The following is a 24,970-nucleotide window of genomic DNA, read 5'->3' on the forward strand; positions in this document are numbered from 1 at the left end:
TGAAAAAAGGCTTCCTTCGGGAAGCCTTTCTACGTTATCGCGCCATCAAATCTGTCGTAACTGCGCCTCAACATACAAATAGCCAATCCCCAGCACCTGTTGTGCGCGGCTTAATTGCCCAAAGCCAATTTTCGTCGCTTTCACGCTCGGTCCTTCGTCGCGGTCGAACGGGTTAAATCCCGTCTGGCGAATAATGGTATTAAGCCAGTGCTCACCAAAGGCACAACTGCGACCGTACAACCAAATCTGATTAATATTGAGGATGTTGAGGAAGTTATACAGACTCAAACCAATGGCATTGGCAGAGCGATCAACCCAGCTGGTGATCCACGGTTCTCCACTCTGCCAGGCAGCGATTAACTGCGCTGTTGTCAGTTTTTCAGGATCAAGCTGAGTATTAACCGGTTGTGATTTTAGCCATACCCGCGCCTGTTTTTTTAATGCGCTTAACGAGGCGACGGTTTCCAGGCAGCCATAACGTCCGCAGTCGCAGACGACGCCATCCGGATTAACGATGGTGTGACCAATCTGTCCGCTACCATACAAACAGCCGCGATAAATTTGCTCGTTAATCACGAACGACGAGCCAATGCCGTAATCAACGTTGATCACGCAGAAATCCCGTTCCTGCGAATTATTTTGCCATTTCTCCGCCAGCGCCAGCATCACGCAGTCATTATCGACCATCACCCGAATGCCGAGCTTCTCTTCCAGCAGATACTTTACCTCAACCGGCGTTGTCCAGGGCGCTTGCGGCATGGTTTGCGACACTCCGGTCACAGGATCAACCTGACCGTGGATTGCCAGCGCCAGATTGATGGTGCGGTCCGGCCACAATTTACGGTGGCGATGCCAGCATTTTTCGATTTCGGACAGCAGCGCCTGCGGCGTCGGTGCATCAATCTGTAAATACTCAAATTCACCTTTCGGACTTAAACAGGCGTTAGCGACCTGACACTCAATACTGGTGGGCGTTACGTTCAGACACAGCGTCCAGTCACCTTCCGGCGCAATCAGCCATGTACCGCTACTATGCCCGCGCGTCTGGCTTTCATCGTCGATATTCACCACCCGTTTTTCGCTTTCCAGTTCCTGCAAAATATTACTGACTGCCGGAATCGAAATTTGCGCCAGCCGGGCCAGCGTTGATTTATTGGCGCGCTTTTGCCGGTACAGCAGTTCCAGAATCACGCATTTGTTATGGTGGCGAATCTGTTGATTATTAATGCAGGCTCTCATCTTCACTAAACCTTGTTTAGTTAATTGCGTGATTATTCCGCGAAAACATTGCCAGATTGTTCAATACACTGCCACAAATCTTTTAATTCAGTATGTCTTGTTAATATTGAGGGCACCATGACTCCAGTAAAAGTGTGGCAAGAGCGCGTTGAGATCCCGACCTATGAAACCGGGCCGCAGGATATACATCCTATGTTCCTGGAAAATCGCGTTTATCAGGGATCGTCCGGCGCGGTTTATCCCTACGGCGTGACCGATACGCTGAGCGAGCAGAAAACCCTGAAATCCTGGCAGGCGGTGTGGCTGGAAAACGACTACATCAAAGTGATGATCCTGCCGGAGCTGGGCGGTCGGGTGCATCGCGCGTGGGATAAAGTGAAACAACGCGATTTTGTCTATCATAATGAAGTCATTAAACCGGCGCTGGTGGGGCTGCTGGGGCCGTGGATCTCCGGCGGGATTGAGTTTAACTGGCCGCAACACCATCGCCCGACCACCTTTATGCCCGTCGATTTCACCCTCGAAGCCCATGAAGACGGCGCACAAACCGTGTGGGTCGGCGAAACGGAGCCGATGCACGGTTTACAGGTGATGACAGGTTTCACCCTGCGCCCTGAACGGGCGGCGCTGGAAATCGCCAGCCGCGTCTATAACGGCAACGCCACGCCGCGTCATTTCTTGTGGTGGGCCAACCCGGCAGTGAAAGGGGGTGAAGGGCATCAGAGCGTCTTCCCGCCGGATGTAACGGCGGTGTTTGATCACGGCAAACGGGCCGTCTCCGCTTTCCCCATCGCCACCGGCACTTACTACAAAGTGGACTACTCCGCCGGAGTGGACATTTCTCGCTATAAAAATGTGCCCGTTCCAACCTCATATATGGCTGAAAAATCACAGTACGATTTTGTTGGCGCGTGGTGTCACGATGAAGATGGCGGTTTGCTGCACGTTGCCAACCACCATATTGCGCCAGGTAAAAAACAGTGGAGCTGGGGACACAGTGAATTTGGCCAGGCGTGGGATAAGAGTCTGACCGACAATAACGGCCCGTATATCGAACTGATGACTGGTATTTTTGCCGATAACCAGCCCGATTTTACCTGGCTTGATGCTTACGAAGAGAAGCGTTTTGAGCAGTATTTCCTGCCTTACCATTCTTTGGGCATGGTGCAAAACGCCTCCCGCGATGCGGTGATTAAACTCCAGCGTAGCGAGCGGGGGATTGAGTGGGGGCTGTATGCCATCTCTCCGTTGAAAGGATACCGTCTGGCGATCCGCGAAATCGGCAAATGCAACGCGTTGCTCGATGATGCCGTGGCCCTGACACCAGCGACCGCCATCCAGGGCGTGTTGCACGGTATCAATCCTGAAAGGCTGACCATTGAACTCTCCGATGCCGACGGCAATATCATACTGAGTTATCAGGAACATCAGCCGCAAGAGTTGCCGTTGCCGGACGTCGCCAAAGCGCCACTGGCAGCACAAGACATTGCCAGTACAGATGAAGCCTGGTTTATCGGTCAGCATCTGGAGCAATATCATCACGCCAGCCGTTCACCGTTCGATTACTACCTGCGCGGCGTGGCGCTGGATCCGCTGGATTATCGCTGTAACCTGGCGCTGGCGATGCTGGAATATAACCGCGCCGATTTCCCGCAAGCGGTGGCGTATGCCACTCAGGCGCTGAAACGCGCACATGCGCTGAACAAAAATCCGCAGTGCGGACAGGCCAGTTTGATTCGCGCCAGTGCTTACGAACGTCAGGGACAATATCAACAAGCCGAAGAGGATTTCTGGCGTGCGGTCTGGAGCGGCAATAGTAAAGCAGGCGGCTATTATGGTCTGGCACGACTGGCGGCGCGTAATGGTCACTTCGATGCTGGTCTGGATTTTTGCCAACAAAGTCTTCGCGCCTGCCCAACCAATCAGGAAGTGCTTTGCCTGCATAATCTGCTGCTGGTGTTAAGTGGTCGTCAGGACAACGCGCGTTTGCAGCGCGAGAAACTGCTGCGCGATTATCCGCTGAACGCCACTCTGTGGTGGCTGAACTGGTTCGATGGTCGTAGCGAATCAGCCCTCGCGCAGTGGCGCGGTCTGTGTCAGGGACGCGACGTTAACGCCCTGATGACCGCCGGGCAACTGATTAACTGGGGAATGCCCACCCTGGCGGCAGAGATGCTAAACGCACTGGACTGCCAGCGCACGCTGCCGCTTTACCTGCAAGCCAGCTTGCTGCCGAAAGCTGAACGCGGCGAACTGGTCGCAAAAGCCATTGATGTCTTCCCACAGTTTGTCCGTTTCCCGAATACGCTGGAAGAAGTGGCGGCGCTGGAGAGTATTGAAGAGTGCTGGTTTGCCCGTCATTTACTGGCCTGCTTCTACTACAACAAACGTAGCTACAACAAAGCCATTGCCTTATGGCAACGTTGCGTAGAGATGTCGCCGGAGTTTGCCGACGGCTGGCGCGGCTTAGCGATCCATGCGTGGAATAAGCAACACGATTATGAGCTGGCCGCGCGTTATCTTGATAATGCTTATCAGCTTGCGCCGCAGGATGCACGTCTGCTTTTCGAACGGGATTTGCTTGATAAGTTAAGTGGAGCCACACCGGAGAAACGACTGGCGCGTCTGGAAAATAATCTGGAAATTGCGCTGAAACGCGACGACATGACCGCAGAACTGCTCAATTTGTGGCATCTCACGGGTCAGGCAGACAAAGCGGCGGACATTCTCGCCACGCGCAAATTCCACCCGTGGGAAGGCGGGGAAGGGAAGATCACCAGTCAGTTTATCCTCAACCAGTTATTACGCGCCTGGCAGCATCTTGATACCAGAGAGCCGCAGCAGGCCAGCGAACTGCTTCATGCCGCGCTGCATTATCCGGAGAATTTAAGCGAAGGCCGTTTACCGGGGCAAACTGATAACGACATCTGGTTCTGGCAGGCGATATGCGCCAACGCGCAGGGCGATCAAACTGAAGCGATGCGTTGTTTACGTCTGGCGGCGACTGGCGATCGCACCATTAACATTCACAGTTATTACAACGATCAGCCGGTTGATTATCTCTTCTGGCAAGGAATGGCGCTGCGACTGCTGGGTGAACAGCAAACCGCACAGCAACTGTTTAGTGAAATGAAACAGTGGGCGCAAGAGATGGCGAAAACCAGTATTGAGGCGGATTTCTTTGCTGTTTCACAACCTGACCTGTTGTCGCTGTATGGCGATTTACAACAGCAGCATAAAGAAAAATGCCTGATGGTGGCGATGCTGGCGTCCGCGGGACTCGGGGAGGTTGCGCACTATGAATCTGCTCGCGCTGAATTGACGGCGATTAATCCGGCCTGGCCGAAAGCAGCATTATTCACCACCGTGATGCCTTTTATTTTTAACCGCGTTCACTAAACCTTATTAACTGTAATATTTGAGCGGCACGCGCTGCCGCTCACGCTCAAATAATTAAAATAAGCCGTTGTAAATAAAAACCCTACAGGAGGCACTATGCCTAAAAAAATGAGAACAACCCGTAATCTATTATTAATGGCTACGCTATTAGGTAGCGCACTATTTGCCAGGGCTGCGGATAAAGAAATGACCATTGGCGCAATATACCTTGATACCCAGGGATATTACGCTGGCGTGCGTCAGGGCGTTCAGGGTGCGGCAAAAGATTCTTCAGTACAGGTACAGTTAATTGAAACTAACGCCCAGGGTGATATTTCGAAAGAAAGTACCTTTATTGATACCCTCGTGGCGCGTAATGTCGATGCCATTATTTTATCGGCAGTGTCTGAAAATGGCAGTAGTCGTACCGTTCGTCGCGCCAGTGAAGCGGGTATTCCGGTGATTTGCTACAACACCTGTATTAATCAAAAGGGTGTCGATAAATATGTCTCGGCATATCTGGTTGGTGACCCGCTGGAATTTGGTAAAAAACTGGGTAACGCTGCCGCCGATTATTTTATTGCCAACAAAATTGACCAGCCGAAAATTGCCGTCATCAATTGCGAAGCCTTTGAAGTTTGTGTGCAACGACGTAAAGGGTTTGAAGAAGTATTAAAAGCCCGCGTTCCCGGCGCGCAAATTGTCGCTAATCAGGAAGGGACTGTTTTAGATAAAGCGATTTCCGTTGGTGAAAAACTAATTATCTCCACGTCGGATCTCAACGCCATTATGGGGGAATCGGGCGGTGCGACACTCGGCGCGGTAAAAGCGGTACGTAATCAAAATCAGGCCGGAAAAATTGCTGTTTTCGGTTCGGATATGACCACTGAAATTGCTCAGGAGCTGGAAAACAATCAGGTGCTGAAAGCGGTGGTGGATATTTCCGGTAAGAAAATGGGCAATGCTGTTTTCGCGCAAACTTTGAAGGTTATCAATAAACAAGCCGACGGTGAAAAAGTGATTCAGGTGCCAATCGATCTCTATACCAAAACGGAAGACGGTAAACAGTGGCTGGCAACGCACGTTGATGGTCTGCCCTAATCGCTGATTCGCAGAGGTCCCTATGTTCACGGCAACAGAGGCAGTCCCGGTAGCAAAAGTGGTGGCAGGAAATAAGCGTTATCCCGGCGTCGTTGCGTTGGATAACGTTAACTTCACGCTCAATAAAGGCGAAGTTCGTGCGCTGTTAGGCAAAAACGGCGCGGGCAAATCGACCCTCATTCGAATGCTTACCGGCAGTGAACGTCCGGATAGCGGTGATATCTGGATTGGCGAGACGCGACTGGAAGGTGACGAAGCTACGTTGACTCGCCGTGCCGCTGAACTGGGGGTTCGTGCGGTTTATCAGGAGTTAAGTCTGGTGGAGGGACTGACGGTGGCGGAAAACCTCTGCCTCGGTCAGTGGCCCCGCCGCAACGGCATGATTGATTACCTGCAAATGGCGCAGGATGCCCAACGTTGCTTACAGGCGCTGGGCGTTGACGTTAGCCCTGAACAACTTGTTTCAACGCTAAGCCCGGCACAAAAGCAACTGGTGGAAATTGCGCGGGTGATGAAGGGCGAGCCGCGCGTGGTCATTCTTGATGAACCTACCAGTTCGCTTGCCAGTGCGGAAGTTGAACTGGTGATCAGTGCGGTTAAAAAGATGTCGGCACTGGGCGTGGCGGTGATTTATGTCAGCCACCGGATGGAAGAAATCCGCCGCATTGCCTCCTGTGCCACCGTTATGCGCGATGGTCAGGTGGCGGGCGATATGATGCTCGAAAACACCTCCACGCATCATATTGTGTCGCTAATGCTCGGGCGCGATCACGTTGATATTGCGCCGGTTGCCCCTCAGGAAATTGTCGATCAGGCTGTGCTGGAAGTCCGTGCGTTACGCCATAAGCCCAAGCTGGAGGATATCAGCTTTACGCTACGTCGTGGCGAAGTACTCGGCATTGCTGGCCTGCTGGGGGCAGGGCGCAGTGAATTGCTGAAGGCGATTGTTGGGCTGGAGACGTATGAACAGGGCGAAATTGTTATCAACGGCGAGAAAATCACGCGCCCCGATTACGGCGACATGCTGAAACGCGGCATTGGCTATACGCCAGAAAACCGCAAAGAAGCGGGGATCATTCCCTGGCTGGGCGTTGACGAAAATACAGTGCTGACCAATCGGCAAAAAATCAGCGCCAACGGTGTGCTGCAATGGTCCACCATCCGCCGCCTGACCGAAGAGGTGATGCAGCGGATGACGGTCAAGGCCGCCAGTAGCGAAACGCCCATCGGCACGCTTTCTGGCGGCAATCAGCAAAAAGTGGTGATCGGTCGTTGGGTCTATGCCGCCAGCCAGATTTTGTTGCTCGACGAGCCAACGCGTGGCGTCGATATCGAAGCCAAACAGCAGATTTACCGTATTGTCCGCGAGCTGGCTGCCGAAGGAAAAAGTGTGGTGTTTATCTCCAGTGAAGTGGAGGAGTTGCCGCTGGTGTGTGACCGCATCCTGTTATTACAGCACGGTACGTTCTCGCAGGAGTTTCACTCGCCGGTCAATGTGGATGAGCTGATGTCCGCCATTCTGTCTGTGCACTGATGAATTTTACCGAGGAACCTGAAGATGTCTGCTTCGTCATTACCATTGCCGCAGGGCAAGAGCGTCTCGCTCAAACAATTTGTCAGTCGCCATATTAATGAGATCGGTTTGCTGGTGGTGATCGCCATTCTTTATCTGGTCTTCTCTCTGAACGCGCCGGGCTTTATCTCATTGAATAACCAGATGAACGTGCTGCGCGATGCCGCCACCATCGGGATCGCCGCCTGGGCGATGACGCTGATTATTATCTCCGGTGAAATTGATGTCAGCGTTGGGCCGATGGTGGCTTTTGTCTCGGTGTGCCTGGCATTTTTGCTGCAATTTGAAGTTCCGTTGGCGATTGCTTGTCTGCTGGTGTTGCTGTTAGGCGCGCTGATGGGAACGCTCGCCGGGGTGCTGCGCGGCGTGTTTAACGTGCCAAGTTTCGTGGCCACGCTGGGGCTGTGGAGCGCCCTGCGCGGAATGGGGCTGTTTATGACGAACGCCTTGCCAGTGCCGATTGACGAAAACGAAGTGCTGGACTGGCTGGGGGGACAATTTCTCGGTGTGCCGGTATCCGCGCTGATCATGATGGTGTTATTTGCGCTGTTTGTGTTCATTAGCCGCAAAACCGCCTTCGGGCGCTCGGTTTTTGCTGTTGGCGGTAATGCCACTGCAGCACAGTTGTGCGGTATTAACGTTCGTCGGGTACGCATTCTTATTTTTACCCTTTCGGGATTATTAGCAGCGGTGACCGGCATTTTGTTGGCGGCGCGCCTCGGTTCCGGTAACGCAGGTGCCGCAAACGGTCTGGAGTTTGACGTCATCGCCGCGGTCGTGGTTGGCGGTACGGCGCTTTCCGGTGGTCGCGGTTCCCTGTTTGGTACATTGCTTGGTGTGTTGGTGATTACGCTAATCGGTAACGGTCTGGTGCTGCTCGGGATTAACTCCTTTTTCCAGCAGGTGGTGCGCGGCGTCATCATCGTGGTGGCGGTGCTGGCGAATATCTTGCTGACCCAGCGTAGCAGTAAAGCGAAACGCTAAACCTTAACGCCCCTGGCGCGGGTGCGGCAGGGATGAAAATTAATCGTATTGTTAATGAGGGATTTATGAAAACGATGCTGGCAGCTTATTTACCAGGAAATTCGACCGTCGATCTGCGGGAAGTTGCGGTGCCGACGCCGGGGATTAACCAGGTACTGATCAAAATGAAATCCTCCGGGATTTGCGGAAGTGATGTCCACTATATCTATCATCAACACCGTGCCACGGCAGCGGCACCCGATAAACCGTTATACCAGGGATTTATCAACGGTCATGAACCGTGCGGGCAGATTGTGGCGATGGGGCAAGGCTGCCGCCATTTTAAAGAGGGCGACCGCGTGCTGGTGTATCACATTTCTGGCTGTGGTTTTTGCCCGAACTGCCGCCGCGGCTTTCCTATCTCTTGTACTGGCAAAGGAAAAGCGGCTTACGGCTGGCAGCGTGACGGCGGCCATGCTGAATACCTGCTGGCAGAAGAAAAAGATCTGATCCTGCTCCCGGACGCGCTGAGCTATGAAGATGGTGCGTTTATCAGTTGCGGCGTTGGTACAGCGTATGAAGGGATTTTGCGCGGCGAAGTTTCCGGCAGTGATAACGTGCTGGTGGTCGGTCTGGGGCCGGTCGGCATGATGGCGATGATGCTGGCGAAAGGTCGCGGTGCAAAAAGGATCATCGGCGTTGATATGCTGCCGGAACGTCTGGCGATGGCGAAACAGTTAGGGGTGATGGATCACGGCTATTTAGCAACCACCGAAGGTCTGCCGCAGATTATCGCCGAACTCACCCACGGTGGCGCGGATGTTGCGCTCGATTGTTCCGGTAATGCCGCAGGTCGCTTACTGGCGTTGCAATCCACTGCTGACTGGGGACGGGTGGTTTACATCGGGGAAACCGGAAAAGTGGAGTTCGAGGTTAGCGCTGATCTGATGCATCATCAACGGCGGATTATTGGCTCCTGGGTGACCAGTCTATTCCATATGGAAAAATGCGCCCACGATTTAACGGACTGGAAACTGTGGCCGCGTAATGCCATTACCCATCGCTTCTCACTGGAACAGGCAGGAGATGCCTATGCGCTGATGGCGAGCGGTAAATGCGGGAAAGTTGTGATTAACTTCCCGGATTAAGGAGTCAGCGGATGACCATCTATACCTTATCTCACGGGCCGCTAAAGCTGGACGTTTCTGACCGGGGCGGCGTCATCGAAGGCTTCTGGCGTGACGCGACGCCGCTCTTACGTCCCGGTAAAAAAAACGGTGTGGCAACCGACGCCTCTTGTTTTCCGCTGGTGCCGTTTGCAAACCGGGTGAGCGGCAATCGTTTTGTCTGGCAGGGGCGTGAGTATCAACTGCAACCGAATGTTGAGTGGGATGCGCACTATCTGCACGGCGACGGCTGGCTGGGGCAGTGGCAATGTGTCTCGCGCAGCGAAGATAGCTTGTGTCTGGTGTATGAACATCGCAGCGGTGTTTATCACTATCGGGTAAGTCAGGCGTTTCATTTAACGGCAGATACGCTGACGGTGACGCTCTCTGTCACCAATCAAGGGGCAGAGACGCTGCCATTTGGTACCGGCTGGCATCCTTATTTTCCGTTGTCACCACAAACGCGGACTCAGGCGCAGGCGAGCGGTTACTGGCTGGAGCGGGAGCAGTGGCTGGCGGGTGAGTTTTGCGAGCAGCTACCGCAAGAGCTGGATTTCAGCCAGCTCGCGCCGTTGCCGCACCAGTGGGTGAACAATGGCTTTGCCGGATGGAATGGTCAGGCCCGCATCGAGCAGCCGCAGGAGGGTTATGCCATCATCATGGAAACGACGCCACCTGCACCGTGTTATTTCATCTTTGTTTCCGACCCGGCGTTTGATAAAGGATATGCGTTTGATTTCTTCTGTCTGGAACCGATGAGCCATGCGCCGGATGACCATCATCGCCCGGAAGGGGGTGATCTCATTGCGCTTGCACCAGGGGAATCAACAACTTCAGAGATGTCGTTGCGGGTTGCGTTACTGTAATTTATAAAATGCCGGATAAGGCGTTCACGCCGCATCCGGCATCTTTCCTAACGCCGATCGAGAGAAATTGCCCCCGGCCCGGTAATTGCCAACAGCAGGAATGCGCCAGCGATACTGACATTCTTCCAGAAATTAATCATATTTGGCCCAACCGCATCGCCGGTCATATCCCAGTAATGGTGACCAATTATCGCTGTACCCAGCGTGTAGAAAATAAACAGCACCGCCAGCGGACGGGTGAAAAAGCCAAGCACGATTAATATCGCGGCGGGCACTTCCATAACTACCGCAATAATCGCTGCCAGCATTGGCATTGGCGCGCCCAGCGAGGCCATATATTGGACCGTACCGTCAAAGCCCATCATTTTGGGAAAACCAAAAATAATGAAAATTAAGATGACGGCGATACGGGCAATTAATAACAAAACGGGGCGGGCAGCACCAAAATCAAAATAACGTAGTGAGTTCATAACCAATCCCTTTGCAAGATAATGTGATTTAAACGTAATACACACTCTTGCACCTCGCCACGCCCCAGGCGTTGAGATATTCGCTAATTATCCTGGTTACAGTGATTTAAGCGCGATGTTCTCATCTGTCAGCCGTTTCGCATCAAACGTTTTACCGCTCTGGATCCATTTGCGGATTGGGCGAATCTCACGTCCCTGATTCAGCGTTACCGCACCGATAAGCACGCCGTTTTGCAGATTAAACCAAATCGCCTTCTGAGTTTCCGGGTTGCCACGACAAAGCCAGTCATCGCCACGCATATCGCCAATAAACTGTAAGTTATCACTGTACTGATCGCTCCAGAACCACGGCGGCGGCAGTCGCGGAAGCGGTAGCCCCAACATTGCGGAAGCGGCAATTTGCGCCTGGTTATTGGCGTTTTCCCAACTTTCGCAGCGGTGTAGTGCGCCATTATCAAGACGGGTGATTGCCACATCGCCACCGGCAAAGATCGCGGGATCGCAGGTGCGGCAAGCTTCATCAATGACAATACCATTGGCAGTATCAAGGTTGGCCTCGCGAGCCAGTTGGTCGTTGGCGCTGATACCAATACCGTAAATCACCACATCGGCCCGAAGCGTTTCGCCACTTTGCAGCGTCAGTTCTACTTTTTCACCATCGACCACATGTTCAATGGCATTATTGAGCAGAATGCGCACACCAGCCTGCTGATGGCGCGGTAAAAGATAGCGTTGCACGGGCGGTGGTGCATTACGGCCCATGACGCTTGCCGCCAGTTCAATCACTGTCACCTTACATCCACGCTGCGTGGCGCTGGCAGCCAGTTCCAGACCAATAGTTCCGGCACCGACAATCACGACTGACCGTTCGGGCTGCAGAACTTCTCGCAGTCTGGCGGCATCACCGGCATGGCGCAGGGTAAAGCAGCGTTCTCCCAGTGCATCAAGCAACGGCAGCGGTCGAGCTGCCGCGCCGGTTGCTATAAAAAGCTGATCCCAGTGCCAGCTTTCGCCGTTAGCTAACACTAACTCTTGTGTGTCGCGGCCCAATGTTTTGATGGTTACACCGGAATGCAGATGAACATTGTTTTCCTGCCACCAGTGAGCGGGTAACACAGACTGCAACTGTGGGGAATCTTCCAGCAACATGGATTTCGAGAGCGGGGGGCGTTCATAAGGAAGATGTTGCTCATCGGAAAACAGATGCAGCTCACCGCTGAACCCTTGCTGGCGTAGCAAGGCCGCAGCCATTGCCGCCGCTTGCCCGCCACCGACAATAATGATCGTTTTTTCTTTCATCGTGCTTCCTTAAAGATCCAGCCCAGCCGCTACGTGGCGAATGCCGCGAATCGCTAAACCCGCATCAGCGTTGATCATCACACCGCTTAATGCGCGATTATTGCGCCGCGATGCCAACATCACATACGGACCCGTAAAATCCGCCGGTTGCGGGAAAAATTGCAGCGGTAAAATGGCGGCAATTTTCTCCGGCGTCAGAGACTGCATTATCGAGGTTTCACTTTGCCCGAGCGCCTGTGGGCCGCGCAGGTCGCTGGCCATACCACACGGGCCGACGCCATTCACCCGCACTTTCGGTGCCAGTTCATAAGCCAGTTGGCGAATAAGTCCGGTTGCGGCATGTTTACTGGCGGTGTACAGCGGGCCTCCGCCGCCGGGATACCAGGCGGCATTTGACAGTGTGAAAATCATGCTGCCTTCACTGGCGATTAACGCCGGAGCGCAGGCTTTTGCGCCCAGCAGGTAACCGAGTACGTTGACGTTAAACAGCTCGTGGAAGCCAGTTTCGAGCGTCTCTGCGGGAGTATTAACCAGTGAGGCATTGTGATCCCAGATGCCCGCATTGCCGATAAAACAATCCAGCTTGCCAGAACGAGTCAGGATCTGATTAACCGCGCGTTGATAATCGGCATAACAGGTCACGTTACCTTCCACCGCCAGAATATGTTCGCCAAATCGCTGACGCAGACTGGCGACTTTAGCCGCCGACAGTTCCAGCGTGGCAACCTGCGCGCCTTCTTCGATAAATCGCTCGACCAGCGCCAGCCCTAATCCCGATCCGCCGCCGGTAATAAAGATGGACTCGTTATGCAGATCGCTCATGGCTGCGCCTCCGGTAAGTCGATGAAGATGTCACCACCATCAACGTGTACTGGATAAGTGGTGAGCGGATCGGTGGCGGGCAGGCATAACGCTTTCCCCGTTTTCAGGCAAAAACTGGCGGCGTGCAGCGGGCACTCCACCGTGGCGTCATCTTCCAGATACCCTTCTGACATCGACGCATTACCATGGCTGCAACGATCGTTAATGGCATAAAACTCGCCGCCTACGTTGAACAGGGCGATGACGGGCGAGGTATCGATCCGGAGAGCCTCACCCTCCGGCACATCCGCAACGGGACACGCATAAATTCGATTCATCAGAACAGTACACTCAGGTTATGGGAGGAGATGACCGCTTGATCCAGGACGATATCCCGTTCCAGCAAGCGCCAGTTCCCGTCCTCCAGACGGCGAACTTTGTCGAAACGCGTTCCAACATAGAATGTTTCATCGCGCTCTTTTTGTGCCCGATAAAGCAGATAATTCACCCTCACGGCAAATACGTTTGGGATGTCGGTTTCGCTTACCTGGCAGTTGCTGATTAAGTGACGAGTGCGTGACGGCGGTTCTTCTGCCCAGGCCATGCCGGTTTCCAGACGGGCGATTCGCCGTTCCAGCTGGTCTTTGGTGTCATTAAAAATCCAGGTTGTCGGCGGTTGAACGCCTTTGCGGCGGTCGCGCGTTTGTGCGTTAACCGTGGTGCGCATGGTGTAACGAATCTCTTCGTCGAGCTGTGCCAGCCAGTCTCGAAATCTCCAGTCATCCAGCAGACTGGCTTCGTGAAAGAGAAACTGGCTAATGCGGTGATGTAACTCCAGTGAAACTTGCGCACTCATTTCATCACCTCCTGCTGGTAAGCGGCGGTTTTATCGAGCACTTCCTGCCAGCTTTCGCTACTCAGGAGATCGGCCCAGCGTTGGTACATTCCACGAGCGGCCGTTTCTGAGAAGATATAGTTAGTAATGCCTGGAATGCCGTCGTCGCGACGCTTTTCCTGACCAAGCCCCATTTCCAGACACAGTTTGCTGTTGCGGGCGCGGTGACCTTTCAGCAATTTCTGGATTTCACACCAGTTCTCCGAGTCATCCTGCTCGAGAAAACCAGCAGGACCAAAAGCACGAGTGGCGCTGTTTTCAAAAGCGGCTTTAACTTCATCGGAGGCGGCTTTGTCAGTAATACAGAACGCCCACACTTCAACTTGATCAGGGCCGCGCGGATGCCAGACGCGGAGTGTGGCAGTGCCGTTTAGCCATGAAAGCGTGGGGAATATATTGTTATGACCCGCCAGACGCAGGGCGCGAACTTCACCTAAACGTTGTTCTGCTTCGGCATAGGTTTCGCGGTAATAGCTGGAAACCGCGCCATCGACCCAGACATTAGCATCCGGTTTTTCAGTAAAGAAGAAACCGCTGCCGTGACCGTCCTGACCAAACTGCAGCGCATCTTTGGCGGTTTCCCACACCGGGCGGGCAGTTTGTCCATCACCGAGGCGCTTATCGCTGCCATCATCTTTCGCCCCTAATACCTGAACGGCAGAAGCATGGCTGAACAGAGCATGATACTGGTCACTGGCGAACTGCTCTGCCGGGAATTTCCAGTTGCAGTTGATCACCCACTTTTGTACGCCGCCGACAATTTCGGTGCCGCCTTCGCGACGATCCAGCATGCCATCCAGATACCAGGCAATGTCACCAAGGTAATCACGCAGGCCCGGTGCGCTGGTATCCCAGTTGCCAAAAATCAGCCCTTTATAACTCTCCACACAAGGAACTTCGTTTAGTCCCCAGTGGGATTTACACAACCCTTGTGGGTAGGCGCGAGGTTCCAGCGGTACATCGATCAACTCGCCGTTAATGCCATAAGACCAGCCGTGATACGGACAGGTAAAGGCGCGAGTGTTGCCGCAATCTGCATAACTCACACGCATGGCCCGGTGGCGGCATTGGTTGAGAAACGCCTTAATGCTGCCGTCTTTCTGGCGCACCACGACAACCGCATCTTCTCCCATGTAGGTGTTAAAGAAATCACCGGGTTTTGGGATCTGGCTTTCGTGGGCGAGAAATAGCCAGCAACGACCGAAAATGCGCTCAAGCTCCAGTTGGTAAATGTCCGGGTCGGTATAAATACGCGGAGTGACCCGACCGTTTTGGGTGTCAATCAGTTGGTAAATGTTCAAATCTGAGGGTGTGGTCATATTTTTTAATCCTGAAAGATAAGATGTATTGACCTTCTATTTTTGTGCCATAAGGATGTTGCTGGTTGGTTGCTAATATGTGAAATAGTTAATTTCTACCAGCTGAGACGTTTTTTCGATAACAAGGGGAAGGTGATGGAACTACGGCATTTACGCTATTTCGTCGCAGTGGCGCAGGCACTGAACTTTACCCGTGCGGCGGAAAAACTGCATACCTCACAGCCTTCGTTAAGCAGCCAGATCCGCGATCTTGAAAACTGTGTCGGTGTTCCGTTACTGGTGAGGGATAAGCGCAAAGTCGCGTTGACGGCGGCGGGAGAATGTTTTCTCCAGGACGCGCTGGCAATCCTCGAACAAGCGGAAAATGCCAAATTACGGGCGCGGAAAATTGTTCAGGAAGACAGACAATTAACCATTGGCTTTGTGCCATCGGCGGAAGTGAATTTACTGCCAAAAGTATTACCGATGTTTCGTCTCAGACAGCCAGATACCTTAATTGAGCTGGTGAGTTTAATCACCACGGAACAGGAAGAAAAAATTCGCCGTGGTGAACTCGACGTCGGCTTAATGCGCCATCCTGTTTATAGCCCGGAGATTGATTATCTGGAGCTTTTTGACGAACCATTAGTGGTGGTGTTACCGGTTGATCACCCTTTAGCACATGAAAAAGAGATCACTGCCGCGCAACTGGATGGCGTTAATTTCGTCAGTACTGATCCAGCGTATTCCGGTTCGCTTGCGCCGATCGTTAAAGCGTGGTTTGCGCAAGAAAACAGCCAGCCAAATATCGTCCAGGTGGCAACGAATATTCTGGTGACCATGAATCTGGTGGGGATGGGGCTGGGCGTCACTTTGATACCCGGTTATATGAATAATTTTAATACCGGCCAGGTGGTATTTCGACCCATTGCCGGAAATGTGCCTTCCATTGCTTTACTGATGGCGTGGAAGAAAGGGGAGATGAAGCCGGCATTACGCGATTTCATCGCCATTGTGCAGGAACGTTTGGCAAGCGTAACGGCATAATTACGCATTATTTTTGCAACATGCGTCGCGGATCGCAGTTTTTTAGTGCTTGTGAACTGGTGTTACAGACATCGGGAAGCAGGCTCGAATATTCTTATTTTTCAACTTGCACCAACATTCGATTAACCCCAGACTAACGCCTCCTGACGGGAGGGACTCATGGTTTTGCAATCCACGCGCTGGTTGGCGCTCGGCTATTTCACATACTTTTTTAGTTACGGCATTTTTCTACCTTTCTGGAGCGTCTGGCTTAAGGGGATTGGTTTAACGCCAGAAACCATCGGCCTGTTATTGGGGGCAGGTCTGATTGCCCGTTTTCTCGGGAGTTTGCTCATCGCGCCCCGCGTCAGCGATCCTTCTCGCCTGATTTCCGCCTTGCGCGTGCTGGCACTGCTGACACTTCTCTTTGCTGTCGCATTCTGGGCGGGGGCGCACGTAGCGTGGCTGATGCTGGTGATGATTGGCTTTAACCTCTTTTTCTCACCGCTGGTACCGTTGACCGATGCACTGGCGAATACGTGGCAAAAGCAGTTCCCGCTTGATTACGGCAAAGTGCGACTGTGGGGCTCGGTGGCGTTTGTCATTGGCTCGGCGCTGACGGGCAAACTGGTCACTATGTTTGATTATCGGGTGATCCTCGCGCTGTTGACGTTGGGCGTGGCATCCATGCTGCTCGGCTTTCTCATCCGTCCGACGATTCAGCCACAAGGGGCAAGCCGCCAGCAGGAGAGCGCCGGTTGGTCAGCGTGGTTGGCGCTGGTTCGCCAGAACTGGCGCTTTCTGGCCTGCGTTTGTTTATTGCAGGGGGCGCATGCGGCCTATTACGGTTTTAGCGCCATTTACTGGCAGGCAGCTGGCTACTCGGCCTCGGCGGTGGGCTATTTGTGGTCGCTGGGCGTGGTGGCGGAAGTCATTATCTTTGCGCTGAGTAATAAACTTTTCCGCCGTTGTAGTGCACGCGATATGCTGTTGATCTCGGCGATTTGCGGCGTAGTGCGCTGGGGCATTATGGGAGCAACGACGGCGATGCCGTGGTTGATAGTGGTGCAAATTCTGCATTGCGGCACCTTCACGGTCTGCCACCTGGCCGCCATGCGCTATATTGCCGCTCGCCAGGGTAGCGAAGTCATCCGTTTACAGGCGGTTTACTCTGCCGTCGCGATGGGCGGCAGTATCGCGATCATGACCGTTTTCGCCGGTTTCCTGTATCAATATCTGGGGCACGGCGTGTTCTGGGTGATGGCGCTGGTGGCGCTTCCGGCAATGTTTTTGCGCCCGAAAGTTGTTCCCTCATGCTGATTCGAGCATTTTGCGGATTTGCTCCTGTTGATGTGTTGTCAGCGTCAGGTCCGTATAGATCAGCGGTGGTGAAAAGAGCGGTAACGGCATGGTATAAGGAGCAATAATCAGTGCCGCGCCGCGCGGAGCGCCTGTCTGCAAAAATACCTTTACCGACATATGTTTAATGTTGAGCGGCAGTAACGTTAGTTCGCGTAGCTGCTGCTCAATCTGCGCTTCTCGCTCGCTATCATTCCCGGTCAGTAGAATAATCTGTTTCTCATGCAGGTCGTTTTCCTGCATTAGCCAGGCACCAAAAATCACCGCGACCAGACCGCTTTCCTCATCAGAAAGATGGACGCCGTATTCACTTTCAAATCCGGCCAGCGCCGCGCGGGTGGTGCGCACCAGGCGTGGGTACAGGCGGGCGAACTCTTCCGGCAGGGTGTTATCAATACCGATGGCAAACAAACTGCGATTTAACGCCTGGGCGAGGTGGGTATAAAGCTGATCGCATAACCCCTGTTCATCATAAAAACGAACATTTCCCAGCTCACGAAAATGGTTTACCAGACGTTTGATAGACTGACGCAGTTGTCTGTCCCGCTGATGCGCATCCCGCAGTGGATCGGGAACCCGCAACATGGAAAAAAGTAATGCCATAAACAGTGGCTCATCAGGCGGTACAGGCTGGAGCGCCCGACGCTGCCAGTGGCGTCCAATTTCCTGCGCTACCTGAAATTCAAGGCAGGATTCCGCCCAGCGACGTTGGAGCGGATTAAACTGAGGCGTAATTCCAGCGTGGTGTTGCAGCAAACAATATTGCAGATACAGACACAGGAAATGAATATCGCGCGTTTCAAAGCGTTTTTGCAGCCGTCGGGAGCAGAGATTCACTAACGCTTGTAGATTGGTATCGTCGTAAAAGTTACGCGCAATTCCGCGCCGCTTCAGTTCACTCTTCAGGGCGGGGGTGAAATGGCTGGTAATAAATGACGGACAGAGACGGAAACCACGTCGTAGCCAGTGAAATAAACACAAACGTTGGTTAAGCACTGTACCTTCAACCCGGTAGCTACCGTCATAACCAGTAGTCAGTGTGAGTTGATGATAGCGCAGGATCTCCCGTCCTGTTTCGCTGATATCAAGACTGGCAATATCATCATCCACACCATTAAGCTCGCTGAAAGTTGCCGTGGTGGCGGTCAACCCCGGCTGAAAGAGTGTCAGCAAGATCTGGCAGCGGCGCTGGGGAGCCGAAAGGACAGATGGTGGAGCAAGCGTAGGCATCATCTGTAGATCTCCCATAAGCATAATTGATAAGAATAGCTAAAGTTTGCTCAGGGAAATGGCGAAGGGAATGCTAATCATCAGAAATGTTGGCAAGCGTCACAGAATTTTTCTCATCTTAAACTGTTCTGACCAGTGGATTAGCATGTCTTAAGGTGGTTTTGTGAATGATTATCGTGCTAGCGATCATGGGTTAGTTCTGCGGATTCAACGCGCTAAGGATAAAATCCACCATCTGTTCGCGATAAACATCGCCGTGACGATCGGAAAAAGCATCAATGTGTTCGCCATCCGGGATTAGGATCAACCGTTTTGGCTCTTTTGCCAGGCTATACAACTTTTCGCTGTGCTGCCATGGGATAACGTGATCAGCTTTACCGTGAATCAGTAAAAGCGGGATCGGGCTGACGCTGGCGATGTAATTTTCGCCGCTGTAACTCTCATCAAGTAAGTAGCCACTGCCGGGGATCATCTGGTTGGCGATGGTCGCATAAGAGGCAAATGTGGAGTCGAGGATCACCGCACGTATGCCTTCACGATCACCCTGACCAATAACATCCAGAATATTCGCCCCGCCAATACTCTGCCCGAACAGCACCAGCCGTTGTGGGTTTACATCACTGCGATGGCGCACCACATTGATGGCACTTTGCGTATCGTCCAGCAATCCGGCCTGGGACGGCGTGCCTTTTGATTTACCAAACCCGCGATAATCAAACATAAAAACGTTGAAATTACGCTCGGGTAACCAACTGACCAGCGGCCAGTGGGCGGACATATTTCCGGCATTGCCGTGAGCATGAATAATGGTGGCAATGGCATTTTCAGCGGGGCCAGTTGCAGAAGGGATAAACCAACCATGTAGGCGAGTGCCATCTTTAGCGGTGAATTCTACTGATTCGGCTGACCAGGGATCGGGGCCGTAGATTTTGTCGTCAGGGTAATAGAAAAAATTGATGGCGATGCGCGGTATTAAATAAATGCAGAAGGCAACAACAAAGAGAATAAACAGAATTTTGAGAACGCGTTTGTTCACTGGCAGCGCCATAACCTTTCCTTGCGACTTCTTTATCATCCATTAATCGGGGAAAGATGGTGGGAGAGTGGCGAAAGAAAGTAAAGCGGTGAGGAAGTATTTCGGAATAGCGCCTGAAAGGCGAGGGCGGGTGAGTGACATCACCCGCCAGAGTCATTAACGCTTCAGGGCGTCGCTTAACTCGTCACGCATGTTCGCCAGCATGGCTTTAACAACGCGCGGGTTACCAGCAACGATGTTACCGGTCAGCATGTAGTTATGACCACCGGTGAAGTCGCTGACGATGCCGCCCGCTTCACGAACCAGCAGCTCGCCTGCCGCGAAATCCCACGGACGCAGACCGATTTCAAAGAAACCGTCAACGCGACCCGCAGCAACGTAAGCCAGATCCAGCGCCGCAGAACCGGTACGACGGAAGTCTGCACATTCGTTGAACAGTTTGCCGACGATGTTGATGTAGGTGGTGGCGTACTGTTTTGCTTTGAACGGGAAGCCGGTCGCCAGAATAGTACCGTCGAGATCGCGAGCGGTGCTGCCGCGCAGACGGTAGCCGTTCAGCTGTGCGCCCTGACCGCGAGTGGCGGTGAACAGTTCGTTACGCATAGGATCGTAAACCACAGCAACTTCAGTGCGGCCTTTGATACGAACGGCGATAGATACCGCGAAGTGCGGCAGACGTTTGATAAAGTTGGTAGTGCCATCCAGTGGATCGATAACCCATTGAACATCCTGATCAGTACCTTCAAGTTCACCGCTTTCTTCGGTGATGATGGTGTGCTGTGGGTAAGATTTACGAATCGTGTCGATAATCACCGCTTCGGCAGCTTTATCTACGTTGGTCACGAAGTCGTTACTGCCTTTCTGGCTCGCTTCTACAGCGTCCGGGGTTTCATAGTTTTTGGCAATTAAATTACCCGCCTTGCGCGCTGCGCGCACGGCGATGTTCAGCATCGGATGCATCGGTCTCTCTCACTGGATGTTAAAGAACGGGAAAACGGCGCAGAGTATAGCAGCGAGATCGGCATCTGTCTTCGTTTTATGATAAGATGCGCGAATAATCTTTAGACGAAGAAAGACAATGCTGCAAAATATTCGAATTGTGCTGGTGGAGACGTCACACACCGGCAATATGGGTTCTGTTGCCCGTGCCATGAAAACAATGGGATTAACCAATCTGTGGTTGGTTAATCCACTGGTGAAACCTGACTCCCAGGCGATTGCCCTGGCAGCAGGGGCCAGCGATGTGATTGGTAATGCTCATATCGTCGATACGCTCGACGAAGCGTTAGCCGGTTGTAGCCTGGTGGTGGGCACCAGCGCACGCTCCCGCACGCTGCCGTGGCCGATGCTCGACCCGCGCGAATGCGGTCTGAAAAGCGTCGCTGAAGCGGCAAATACCCCGGTGGCGCTGGTTTTTGGTCGCGAACGCGTCGGCTTGACCAATGAAGAGTTACAGAAATGCCATTATCATGTCGCGATTGCCGCTAACCCGGAATACAGTTCGCTGAACCTGGCAATGGCGGTTCAGGTTATTGCCTATGAAGTGCGCATGGCCTGGCTTGCAACTCAGGAAAATGGTGAGCAGGTCGAGCATGAAGAGACGCCGTATCCGCTGGTCGATGATCTGGAGCGTTTTTATGGTCATCTGGAACAAACGCTGCTGGCAACCGGTTTTATCCGTGAAAACCATCCGGGGCAGGTGATGAATAAATTGCGTCGTTTGTTTACCCGTGCGCGCCCGGAAAGCCAGGAATTGAATATCCTGCGCGGGATTCTGGCTTCTATAGAGCAGCAGAATAAAGGTAATAAGGCCGAATAATAGTGGTTGCCTGATGCGACGCTTAACGCGTCTTATCAGGCCTACAATGTACAGAACCGTAGGTCGGATAAGGTGTTCACACCGCATCCGACAACAGGTACAAACGCCACGATAAAAAAATGGCACTGAAGGTTAAATACCCGACTAAATCAGTCAAGTAAATAGTTGACCAATTTACTCGGGAATGTCAGACTTGACCCTGCTATGCAATACCCCCACTTTTACAATAAAAAACCCCGGGCAGGGGCGAGTTTGAGGTGAAGTAAGACATGAGACTGACATCTAAAGGGCGCTATGCCGTGACCGCAATGCTTGACGTTGCGCTCAACTCTGAAGCGGGCCCGGTACCGTTGGCTGATATTTCCGAACGTCAGGGAATTTCCCTTTCTTATCTGGAACAACTGTTTTCCCGTCTGCGTAAAAATGGTCTGGTTTCCAGCGTACGTGGACCAGGCGGTGGTTATCTGTTAGGCAAAGATGCCAGCAGTATCGCCGTTGGCGAAGTGATTAGCGCCGTTGACGAATCTGTAGATGCCACCCGTTGTCAGGGTAAAGGCGGCTGCCAGGGCGGCGATAAATGCCTGACCCACGCGCTGTGGCGTGATTTGAGCGACCGTCTCACCGGTTTTCTCAACAACATTACTTTAGGCGAACTGGTTAATAACCAGGAAGTGCTGGATGTGTCTGGTCGTCAGCATACTCACGACGCGCCACGCACCCGCACACAAGACGCGATCGACGTTAAGTTACGCGCTTAATAAAAAGTATTCAGAATCAGGCCGGAGTGTTTAACACTCCGTAAACACGGTCGTACATCCAGCCGGTAGCCTGGTTCCTTGCATTGAGTGATGTACGGAGTTTATAGAGCAATGAAATTACCGATTTATCTCGACTACTCCGCAACCACGCCGGTGGACCCGCGTGTTGCCGAGAAAATGATGCAGTTTATGACGATGGACGGAACCTTTGGTAACCCGGCCTCCCGTTCTCACCGTTTCGGCTGGCAGGCTGAAGAAGCGGTAGATATCGCCCGTAATCAGATTGCCGATCTGGTCGGCGCTGACCCGCGTGAAATCGTCTTTACCTCTGGTGCAACCGAATCTGACAACCTGGCGATCAAAGGTGCAGCCAACTTTTATCAGAAAAAAGGCAAGCACATCATCACCAGCAAAACCGAACACAAAGCGGTACTGGATACCTGCCGTCAGCTGGAGCGCGAAGGTTTCGAAGTCACCTACCTGGCACCGCAGCGTAATGGCATTATCGACCTGAAAGAACTGGAAGCAGCGATGCGTGACGACACCATCCTCGTTTCCATAATGCACGTAAATAACGAAATCGGCGTGGTGCAGGATATCGCGGCTATCGGCGAAATGTGCCGTGCTCGAGGCATTATCTATCACGTTGATGCAACCCAGAGCGTGGGCAAACTGCCTATCGACCTGAGCCAGTTGAAAGTTGACCTGATGTCATTCTCCGGTCACAAAATCTATGGCCCGAAAGGTATCGGTGCGCTGTATGTGCGTCGTAAACCGCGCGTACGCATCGAAGCGCAAATGCATGGCGGCGGTCACGAGCGCGGTATGCGTTCCGGCACTCTGCCTGTTCACCAGATCGTTGGTATGGGCGAAGCCTATCGCATCGCAAAAGAAGAGATGGCGACCGAGATGGAACGTCTGCGCGGCCTGCGTAACCGTCTGTGGAACGGCATCAAAGATATCGAAGAAGTTTACCTGAACGGTGACCTGGAACACGGTGCGCCGAACATTCTCAACGTCAGCTTCAACTACGTTGAAGGTGAGTCGCTGATTATGGCGCTGAAAGACCTCGCGGTTTCTTCAGGTTCCGCCTGTACGTCAGCAAGCCTCGAACCGTCCTACGTGCTGCGCGCGCTGGGGCTGAACGACGAGCTGGCACATAGCTCTATCCGTTTCTCTTTAGGTCGTTTTACTACTGAAGAAGAGATCGACTACACCATCGAGTTAGTTCGTAAATCCATCGGTCGTCTGCGTGACCTTTCTCCGCTGTGGGAAATGTACAAGCAGGGCGTGGATCTGAACAGCATCGAATGGGCACATCATTAATCGGTATCGGAATCAGGAGAATTTATAATGGCTTACAGCGAAAAAGTTATCGACCATTACGAGAATCCGCGTAACGTGGGTTCCTTTGACAACAACGACGAGAACGTCGGCAGCGGCATGGTGGGTGCACCGGCCTGTGGCGACGTAATGAAGTTGCAGATTAAAGTCAACGATGAAGGTATCATTGAAGACGCGCGTTTTAAAACTTACGGCTGCGGTTCTGCTATCGCTTCCAGCTCCCTGGTCACCGAATGGGTGAAAGGGAAGTCTCTCGACGAAGCGCAGGCGATCAAAAACACCGATATTGCTGAAGAACTTGAACTGCCGCCGGTGAAAATTCACTGTTCTATTCTGGCAGAAGACGCGATCAAAGCCGCCATTGCGGACTATAAAAGCAAACGTGAAGCAAAATAAGAGTTGAGGTTTGGTTATGTCGATTACACTGAGCGACAGTGCAGCAGCGCGAGTAAATACCTTTCTGGCTAACCGCGGCAAAGGGTTTGGCCTGCGTCTGGGCGTGAGAACCTCCGGATGTTCAGGTATGGCTTATGTACTGGAATTTGTTGACGAACCGACGCCGGAAGACATCGTGTTTGAAGACAAAGGCGTGAAAGTCGTGGTCGATGGCAAAAGCCTGCAATTTCTGGACGGTACGCAGCTGGACTTCGTAAAAGAAGGCCTGAACGAAGGGTTTAAATTCACCAACCCGAACGTCAAAGATGAGTGTGGTTGCGGCGAAAGCTTCCACGTTTGATGCGCATACCGATAACCCCACCGTGGTCGCCTGCGCGTGGGGTTTGTTTTACCTGATTCGCCGTTATCGCGGCGGATCGCAGCCCTGAGAATGTTATGGATTACTTCACCCTCTTTGGCTTGCCTGCCTGTTATCAACTCGATACCCAGGCGCTGAGCCTGCGTTTTCAGGATCTACAACGTCAGTATCATCCTGATAAATTCGCCAGCGGAAGCCAGGCGGAACAACTCGCCGCCGTACAGCAATCTGCAACCATTAACCAGGCCTGGCAAACGCTGCGTCATCCGTTAATGCGCGCGGAATATTTGCTTTCTTTGCACGGTTTTGATCTCGCCAGCGAGCAGCATACTGTGCGCGACACCGCGTTCCTGATGGAACAGCTGGAGCTGCGCGAAGAACTGGACGAGATCGAACAGGCGAAAGATGAAGCGCGGCTGGAAAGCTTTATCAAACGTGTGAAAAAGATGTTTGATACCCGCCATCAGTTGATGGTTGAACAGTTAGACAACGAGACGTGGGACGCGGCGGCGGATACCGTGCGTAAGCTGCGTTTTCTCGATAAACTGCGAAGCAGTGCCGAACAACTCGAAGAAAAACTGCTCGATTTTTAATT

General features: G+C 52.8%; 24 protein-coding genes. 14 read left to right on the forward strand and 10 right to left on the reverse strand.

Going from position 1 to position 24,970, the window contains the following annotated elements:
* Window positions 1-45: 45 nt before the first annotated feature.
* Entirely contained in the window at window positions 46-1,239 is a 1,194-nt protein-coding gene (locus ACJHWK_RS12715) for an ROK family protein (RefSeq protein ID WP_001200774.1), read from the reverse strand.
* A gap of 117 nt (window positions 1,240-1,356) precedes the next feature.
* On the opposite strand from ACJHWK_RS12715, the gene ACJHWK_RS12720 reads away from it, so the two are divergent.
* The 6 genes from ACJHWK_RS12720 to ACJHWK_RS12745 all read left to right on the forward strand — a co-directional run bounded on the left by ACJHWK_RS12720 (window position 1,357) and on the right by ACJHWK_RS12745 (window position 10,286).
* Window positions 1,357-4,638 carry a DUF5107 domain-containing protein gene (locus ACJHWK_RS12720; RefSeq protein ID WP_001521076.1) on the forward strand — a complete coding sequence of 1,094 codons (3,282 nt, stop codon included), beginning with the start codon at window positions 1,357-1,359 and terminating at the stop codon, window positions 4,636-4,638.
* Window positions 4,639-4,734: 96 nt separating this feature from the next.
* Window positions 4,735-5,718, forward strand: coding sequence for a substrate-binding domain-containing protein (locus ACJHWK_RS12725; protein WP_170886117.1), 984 nt, complete (start codon window positions 4,735-4,737; stop codon window positions 5,716-5,718).
* A gap of 22 nt (window positions 5,719-5,740) precedes the next feature.
* Window positions 5,741-7,252: a sugar ABC transporter ATP-binding protein gene (locus ACJHWK_RS12730; protein WP_001521073.1), complete on the forward strand. Its 1,512-nt coding sequence runs from the start codon at window positions 5,741-5,743 to the stop codon at window positions 7,250-7,252.
* A gap of 24 nt (window positions 7,253-7,276) precedes the next feature.
* The gene (locus ACJHWK_RS12735) at window positions 7,277-8,275 is read left to right on the forward strand and encodes an ABC transporter permease (RefSeq protein WP_001276664.1); all 999 of its coding nucleotides are present in this window, start codon (window positions 7,277-7,279) and stop codon (window positions 8,273-8,275) included.
* Between the two features lie 32 nt (window positions 8,276-8,307).
* On the forward strand, window positions 8,308-9,402 hold the full coding sequence (locus ACJHWK_RS12740; protein ID WP_000700809.1) for a zinc-dependent alcohol dehydrogenase family protein: 1,095 nt from the start codon (window positions 8,308-8,310) through the stop codon (window positions 9,400-9,402).
* Between the two features lie 11 nt (window positions 9,403-9,413).
* Window positions 9,414-10,286 carry an aldose 1-epimerase gene (locus tag ACJHWK_RS12745; protein ID WP_001521069.1) on the forward strand — a complete coding sequence of 291 codons (873 nt, stop codon included), beginning with the start codon at window positions 9,414-9,416 and terminating at the stop codon, window positions 10,284-10,286.
* A gap of 47 nt (window positions 10,287-10,333) precedes the next feature.
* On the opposite strand, the gene ACJHWK_RS12750 is transcribed toward ACJHWK_RS12745, so the two are convergent.
* The 6 genes from ACJHWK_RS12750 to hcaE all read right to left on the reverse strand — a co-directional run bounded on the left by ACJHWK_RS12750 (window position 10,334) and on the right by hcaE (window position 15,070).
* Window positions 10,334-10,756, reverse strand: coding sequence for a DoxX family protein (locus ACJHWK_RS12750; RefSeq protein WP_001521067.1), 423 nt, complete (start codon window positions 10,754-10,756; stop codon window positions 10,334-10,336).
* A 96-nt stretch (window positions 10,757-10,852) separates the two neighbouring features.
* Window positions 10,853-12,055, reverse strand: a complete 1,203-nt coding sequence (hcaD, locus tag ACJHWK_RS12755; RefSeq protein WP_001521066.1) for a phenylpropionate dioxygenase ferredoxin reductase subunit — start codon at window positions 12,053-12,055, stop codon at window positions 10,853-10,855.
* Window positions 12,056-12,064: 9 nt separating this feature from the next.
* Window positions 12,065-12,877, reverse strand: a complete 813-nt coding sequence (gene hcaB / locus ACJHWK_RS12760) for a 3-phenylpropionate-dihydrodiol/cinnamic acid-dihydrodiol dehydrogenase (protein ID WP_001281389.1) — start codon at window positions 12,875-12,877, stop codon at window positions 12,065-12,067.
* Window positions 12,874-13,194 (reverse strand): bifunctional 3-phenylpropionate/cinnamic acid dioxygenase ferredoxin subunit, encoded by a 321-nt coding sequence (locus ACJHWK_RS12765; RefSeq protein WP_001590509.1) that lies wholly within the window; start codon window positions 13,192-13,194, stop codon window positions 12,874-12,876. The genes hcaB and ACJHWK_RS12765 overlap by 4 nt, the downstream gene beginning before the upstream one ends.
* Window positions 13,194-13,712, reverse strand: a complete 519-nt coding sequence (gene hcaF, locus ACJHWK_RS12770) for a 3-phenylpropionate/cinnamic acid dioxygenase subunit beta (RefSeq protein ID WP_001521063.1) — start codon at window positions 13,710-13,712, stop codon at window positions 13,194-13,196. Before hcaF ends, ACJHWK_RS12765 begins: the two co-directional genes overlap by 1 nt.
* On the reverse strand, window positions 13,709-15,070 hold the full coding sequence (gene hcaE, locus ACJHWK_RS12775; protein ID WP_000211172.1) for a 3-phenylpropionate/cinnamic acid dioxygenase subunit alpha: 1,362 nt from the start codon (window positions 15,068-15,070) through the stop codon (window positions 13,709-13,711). Before hcaE ends, hcaF begins: the two co-directional genes overlap by 4 nt.
* A 135-nt stretch (window positions 15,071-15,205) precedes the next feature.
* On the opposite strand from hcaE, the gene hcaR reads away from it, so the two are divergent.
* A complete protein-coding gene (hcaR, locus tag ACJHWK_RS12780; protein ID WP_000423251.1) occupies window positions 15,206-16,096 on the forward strand; it encodes a DNA-binding transcriptional regulator HcaR in 891 nt (296 codons plus the stop codon).
* A gap of 159 nt (window positions 16,097-16,255) precedes the next feature.
* Window positions 16,256-17,395 (forward strand): 3-phenylpropionate MFS transporter, encoded by a 1,140-nt coding sequence (locus ACJHWK_RS12785; protein ID WP_001521062.1) that lies wholly within the window; start codon window positions 16,256-16,258, stop codon window positions 17,393-17,395.
* Here the strand turns inward: ACJHWK_RS12785 and csiE are convergent.
* The 3 genes from csiE to suhB form a co-directional block, all read right to left on the reverse strand.
* Window positions 17,387-18,667 carry a stationary phase inducible protein CsiE gene (gene csiE, locus ACJHWK_RS12790; protein WP_000983023.1) on the reverse strand — a complete coding sequence of 427 codons (1,281 nt, stop codon included), beginning with the start codon at window positions 18,665-18,667 and terminating at the stop codon, window positions 17,387-17,389. The genes ACJHWK_RS12785 and csiE overlap by 9 nt on opposite strands.
* A 190-nt stretch (window positions 18,668-18,857) precedes the next feature.
* Complete coding sequence (locus ACJHWK_RS12795; protein ID WP_001445864.1) at window positions 18,858-19,712, reverse strand: alpha/beta hydrolase; 855 nt, start codon at window positions 19,710-19,712, stop codon at window positions 18,858-18,860.
* A gap of 144 nt (window positions 19,713-19,856) precedes the next feature.
* Window positions 19,857-20,660 (reverse strand): inositol-1-monophosphatase, encoded by an 804-nt coding sequence (gene suhB, locus ACJHWK_RS12800; protein ID WP_000553451.1) that lies wholly within the window; start codon window positions 20,658-20,660, stop codon window positions 19,857-19,859.
* 118 nt (window positions 20,661-20,778) lie between these two features.
* Here suhB and trmJ point away from each other — a divergent pair, with 118 nt between their 5' ends.
* The 6 genes from trmJ to hscB all read left to right on the forward strand — a co-directional run bounded on the left by trmJ (window position 20,779) and on the right by hscB (window position 24,968).
* The gene (gene trmJ, locus ACJHWK_RS12805; protein WP_000940019.1) at window positions 20,779-21,519 is read left to right on the forward strand and encodes a tRNA (cytosine(32)/uridine(32)-2'-O)-methyltransferase TrmJ; all 741 of its coding nucleotides are present in this window, start codon (window positions 20,779-20,781) and stop codon (window positions 21,517-21,519) included.
* A 269-nt stretch (window positions 21,520-21,788) separates the two neighbouring features.
* On the forward strand, window positions 21,789-22,277 hold the full coding sequence (iscR, locus tag ACJHWK_RS12810; RefSeq protein ID WP_001241357.1) for a Fe-S cluster assembly transcriptional regulator IscR: 489 nt from the start codon (window positions 21,789-21,791) through the stop codon (window positions 22,275-22,277).
* A gap of 111 nt (window positions 22,278-22,388) precedes the next feature.
* A complete protein-coding gene (gene iscS, locus ACJHWK_RS12815; RefSeq protein ID WP_001295373.1) occupies window positions 22,389-23,603 on the forward strand; it encodes a cysteine desulfurase in 1,215 nt (404 codons plus the stop codon).
* A 27-nt stretch (window positions 23,604-23,630) separates the two neighbouring features.
* Entirely contained in the window at window positions 23,631-24,017 is a 387-nt protein-coding gene (gene iscU / locus ACJHWK_RS12820) for a Fe-S cluster assembly scaffold IscU (RefSeq protein WP_000331707.1), read from the forward strand.
* Between the two features lie 16 nt (window positions 24,018-24,033).
* On the forward strand, window positions 24,034-24,357 hold the full coding sequence (gene iscA / locus ACJHWK_RS12825) for an iron-sulfur cluster assembly protein IscA (protein WP_000028953.1): 324 nt from the start codon (window positions 24,034-24,036) through the stop codon (window positions 24,355-24,357).
* Window positions 24,358-24,452: 95 nt separating this feature from the next.
* On the forward strand, window positions 24,453-24,968 hold the full coding sequence (hscB, locus tag ACJHWK_RS12830) for a co-chaperone HscB (RefSeq protein ID WP_001357290.1): 516 nt from the start codon (window positions 24,453-24,455) through the stop codon (window positions 24,966-24,968).
* The last annotated feature ends 2 nt before the right edge of the window (window positions 24,969-24,970 follow it).

Source organism: Escherichia sp. WS547 (assembly GCF_046486065.1).
GTDB lineage: Bacteria > Pseudomonadota > Gammaproteobacteria > Enterobacterales > Enterobacteriaceae > Escherichia > Escherichia coli.

Excerpts from the sequence above, each read along its gene's own strand:
- ACJHWK_RS12715 (WP_001200774.1), bottom strand. The coding sequence starts at position 1,239 with ATGAGAGCCTGCATTAATAATCAACAGATTCGCCACCATAACAAATGC.
- ACJHWK_RS12720 (WP_001521076.1), top strand. The coding sequence starts at position 1,357 with ATGACTCCAGTAAAAGTGTGGCAAGAGCGCGTTGAGATCCCGACCTAT.
- ACJHWK_RS12725 (WP_170886117.1), top strand. The coding sequence starts at position 4,735 with ATGCCTAAAAAAATGAGAACAACCCGTAATCTATTATTAATGGCTACG.
- ACJHWK_RS12730 (WP_001521073.1), top strand. The coding sequence starts at position 5,741 with ATGTTCACGGCAACAGAGGCAGTCCCGGTAGCAAAAGTGGTGGCAGGA.
- ACJHWK_RS12735 (WP_001276664.1), top strand. The coding sequence starts at position 7,277 with ATGTCTGCTTCGTCATTACCATTGCCGCAGGGCAAGAGCGTCTCGCTC.
- ACJHWK_RS12740 (WP_000700809.1), top strand. The coding sequence starts at position 8,308 with ATGAAAATTAATCGTATTGTTAATGAGGGATTTATGAAAACGATGCTG.
- ACJHWK_RS12745 (WP_001521069.1), top strand. The coding sequence starts at position 9,414 with ATGACCATCTATACCTTATCTCACGGGCCGCTAAAGCTGGACGTTTCT.
- ACJHWK_RS12750 (WP_001521067.1), bottom strand. The coding sequence starts at position 10,756 with ATGAACTCACTACGTTATTTTGATTTTGGTGCTGCCCGCCCCGTTTTG.
- hcaD (WP_001521066.1), bottom strand. The coding sequence starts at position 12,055 with ATGAAAGAAAAAACGATCATTATTGTCGGTGGCGGGCAAGCGGCGGCA.
- hcaB (WP_001281389.1), bottom strand. The coding sequence starts at position 12,877 with ATGAGCGATCTGCATAACGAGTCCATCTTTATTACCGGCGGCGGATCG.
- ACJHWK_RS12765 (WP_001590509.1), bottom strand. The coding sequence starts at position 13,194 with ATGAATCGAATTTATGCGTGTCCCGTTGCGGATGTGCCGGAGGGTGAG.
- hcaF (WP_001521063.1), bottom strand. The coding sequence starts at position 13,712 with ATGAGTGCGCAAGTTTCACTGGAGTTACATCACCGCATTAGCCAGTTT.
- hcaE (WP_000211172.1), bottom strand. The coding sequence starts at position 15,070 with ATGACCACACCCTCAGATTTGAACATTTACCAACTGATTGACACCCAA.
- hcaR (WP_000423251.1), top strand. The coding sequence starts at position 15,206 with ATGGAACTACGGCATTTACGCTATTTCGTCGCAGTGGCGCAGGCACTG.
- ACJHWK_RS12785 (WP_001521062.1), top strand. The coding sequence starts at position 16,256 with ATGGTTTTGCAATCCACGCGCTGGTTGGCGCTCGGCTATTTCACATAC.
- csiE (WP_000983023.1), bottom strand. The coding sequence starts at position 18,667 with ATGATGCCTACGCTTGCTCCACCATCTGTCCTTTCGGCTCCCCAGCGC.
- ACJHWK_RS12795 (WP_001445864.1), bottom strand. The coding sequence starts at position 19,712 with ATGGCGCTGCCAGTGAACAAACGCGTTCTCAAAATTCTGTTTATTCTC.
- suhB (WP_000553451.1), bottom strand. The coding sequence starts at position 20,660 with ATGCATCCGATGCTGAACATCGCCGTGCGCGCAGCGCGCAAGGCGGGT.
- trmJ (WP_000940019.1), top strand. The coding sequence starts at position 20,779 with ATGCTGCAAAATATTCGAATTGTGCTGGTGGAGACGTCACACACCGGC.
- iscR (WP_001241357.1), top strand. The coding sequence starts at position 21,789 with ATGAGACTGACATCTAAAGGGCGCTATGCCGTGACCGCAATGCTTGAC.
- iscS (WP_001295373.1), top strand. The coding sequence starts at position 22,389 with ATGAAATTACCGATTTATCTCGACTACTCCGCAACCACGCCGGTGGAC.
- iscU (WP_000331707.1), top strand. The coding sequence starts at position 23,631 with ATGGCTTACAGCGAAAAAGTTATCGACCATTACGAGAATCCGCGTAAC.
- iscA (WP_000028953.1), top strand. The coding sequence starts at position 24,034 with ATGTCGATTACACTGAGCGACAGTGCAGCAGCGCGAGTAAATACCTTT.
- hscB (WP_001357290.1), top strand. The coding sequence starts at position 24,453 with ATGGATTACTTCACCCTCTTTGGCTTGCCTGCCTGTTATCAACTCGAT.